The 2,391-nt window shown below is 36.9% G+C and carries 3 protein-coding genes and 1 pseudogene; 2 read left to right on the top strand and 2 right to left on the bottom strand.

Going from position 1 to position 2,391, the window contains the following annotated elements; all coding sequences use genetic code 11:
* The coding region (locus FTT83_RS15725; RefSeq protein ID WP_180176842.1) for a thioredoxin family protein at positions 1-553 on the bottom strand (553 nt) is incomplete at its 3' end.
* 263 nt (positions 554-816) lie between these two features.
* Between FTT83_RS15725 and FTT83_RS15720 the strand changes: the two genes are divergently transcribed.
* Positions 817-1,038, top strand: coding sequence for a DUF1653 domain-containing protein (locus tag FTT83_RS15720; RefSeq protein ID WP_180176841.1), 222 nt, complete (start codon positions 817-819; stop codon positions 1,036-1,038).
* 62 nt (positions 1,039-1,100) lie between these two features.
* Positions 1,101-1,691, top strand: a pseudogene (locus FTT83_RS15715) (O-methyltransferase).
* Positions 1,692-1,739: 48 nt separating this feature from the next.
* Here FTT83_RS15715 and FTT83_RS15710 read toward each other — a convergent pair.
* Positions 1,740-1,946, bottom strand: a complete 207-nt coding sequence (locus FTT83_RS15710; protein ID WP_086195511.1) for a KTSC domain-containing protein — start codon at positions 1,944-1,946, stop codon at positions 1,740-1,742.
* Positions 1,947-2,391 lie beyond the last annotated feature (445 nt).

Below are 2,391 nucleotides of genomic sequence, written 5' to 3'. Positions count from 1 at the left end.
TACGGCCCTGACCGATGTGGGCGTTGTCCTGGAACACCATAGGTACTGCCATGATCTTGCGCTGTTCCACTTCATCTTGGAAAAATGCACCGTCAATCATGGTGGCCGTGGTGCCCGGGTTATAGATCGCAATTAAGTTTAGGGCTTGAACCACATCAGGACAATTATGGCAGCTTAACGATACAAAGACATCGAAGTCCGCTTTAAGGTCAAGACCTTTAATGCTTGCAAGCACTTCATCTGACACTTTTGGGGCATAACCTGACACTTGTAACAAGGCCAGAATCAGGGAAGTAAATTCATGTCCCATCGGCAAGCCGGCAAAGAAGACACGCGGTTCTTCACCTTGTTTTGCCACCCCAAAGCTTGGGGCACGTTTATTTGTACCGTCGAAGCGTGCAGTGACTAAATCAGATAAGGCTGCAACTTCAGTCACCAGTTCTTTAATCTTGTCAGACTTATCTGAAGCATCCAAAGTCGCGACCAGTTCAATCGGGCTTTCCAGACGTTCCAGTAAGGTTTTAAGTTGTGCTGAAGTATTTTGGTCTAACATGGCTAACGTCTCCAAGGGAGTAAATGCTTATTTAATAAAGCTATAGTAGGCTAAATATTTAAATAGGTAAAACATTTCATTTTTATAAAAACAATCGGTTTAATAGATTGATAAGTTTTTTACAAAAATACTGTCTTAAGTAAATGCTGATTTAGTGTGAATATTCAAGTATTAAGTTGAAATTAGAGCATTTTTAATAAATTGTTGCATACTTCTGGGTAATTTTGATTATGATGACCCTATGTTTTAACAAGGTCATAAAAATGCAACTCAAAGCAGGGATTTATCAACACTACAAAGGCAAGTTATATCAGGTTTTTCATGTAGCTACCCATAGTGAAACAGCTGATAAATTGGTGGTATATCAATGTTTGTATGGCGATTATTCAATGTGGGTACGTCCCCTGGAAATGTTTCAGGAAATGGTCACACTCGATAATGGTACAGTTGTTCCACGATTTAAATTAATTCAAGCAACTTCATGAACTAGATTAACGACATCAATAAACGCTAGACTCAACAGAATAACAAGACAGGAATAGCTGTGATGAGCATGAGTGAAATATTCCAGAAGCGAATGCAGGAGTTGCATCAAAGTTTTATTAAATTTGATGCCTTACAAAAAGACCGTATTCAACGTTATCGAAATATAGAACCGGATTCTGCATTATTTTTAGCCATGCAAGTGCGCATCCAACAATCTAAAAATATTTTGTAGATTGGCACTTCAACAGGTTATTCGACTTTATGGCTGGCGAATGCAGCACAGACTTCACAAGGTCATGTCACTACTTTGGAAATTGATCCGGCACGTACCCAGCAAGCTCAGCAATATGCCAATGAACTACAATTGAGTGAAGTGATTGATTTTTGGGTAGGGGATGCACAAAGTTTTCTTGAAAAGGCCGAACAGCAATATGACTTTATTTTGTTAGATGCTGAACGGGATGCCTATATGGATTACTGGCAGTATTTGCCGCATATGCTGCATCCTAAAAATGGCGTCATATTTGTCGACAATGTCATATCACATGCAGCAGAAGTTCAGCAATTTATTGCACTGGTGAAAAGTGATGAACGTTTTATGAGTATGACTTTATCGATTGGCTCAGGTCTGTTGATGCTTTGCTATAAATAAATTTGTATGAATAAAAATATCTGTGAATCAGGGCAGAGCCCTGATCATTCAAGCCATGGAAATGCGAGTAAAATGTAAGTCATATTCTAAATATTTATGTACAAAAGCAGCCTTGTCATGACATCGGAGCATGTTGTTATAAATAAATTCCGGAACTGGATGGTACAGTTCTGCTGAACCATTGTTATAAAAAATTTTAAGATAACGTGATGAAGAACTGTAAGTATAGGAAGTTACAGTAAGTATTGATCCCATAAGCACTCCTTTTTTATATTATGTTTCACAGATTTTGTCTGTCATTTGACGTGAAGCTATAGAGGTTATGCGCTGTAGAGCAGCCTTGTAAAACATTCGTCACAAACCTGTATAAGACTTACATTACAATAAAAAGTGACAAAATATAATAGAAATAAATATATTAAATTGATGAATTATAGATAGATATATTTTGTATTGAAGAATAGGGCTGTACGCTATTCAGCTTTTTATTGTTGAAGTAAAAAATATAAATTCTGTTATGTTGACAATTATAGGAAATACTAAAGATATTTGAAAACAGTGTTTTATTCAAAACTTAGATTCTCAAATGAAGTGCAACAGAGATTAAATTATTGGAAGGAAGCAAGATGAGCTAGTATTTTGCTTCCGACCGACCAAAGTCAAAGTTGCATCATGAACTACACTCATCTTACCCAAGAAG

Source organism: Acinetobacter sp. YH01018 (genome assembly GCF_013420295.1).
In the GTDB taxonomy this organism is placed as follows: Bacteria; Pseudomonadota; Gammaproteobacteria; order Pseudomonadales; family Moraxellaceae; genus Acinetobacter.
This window is presented reverse-complemented; position numbering and strand designations above follow the sequence as displayed.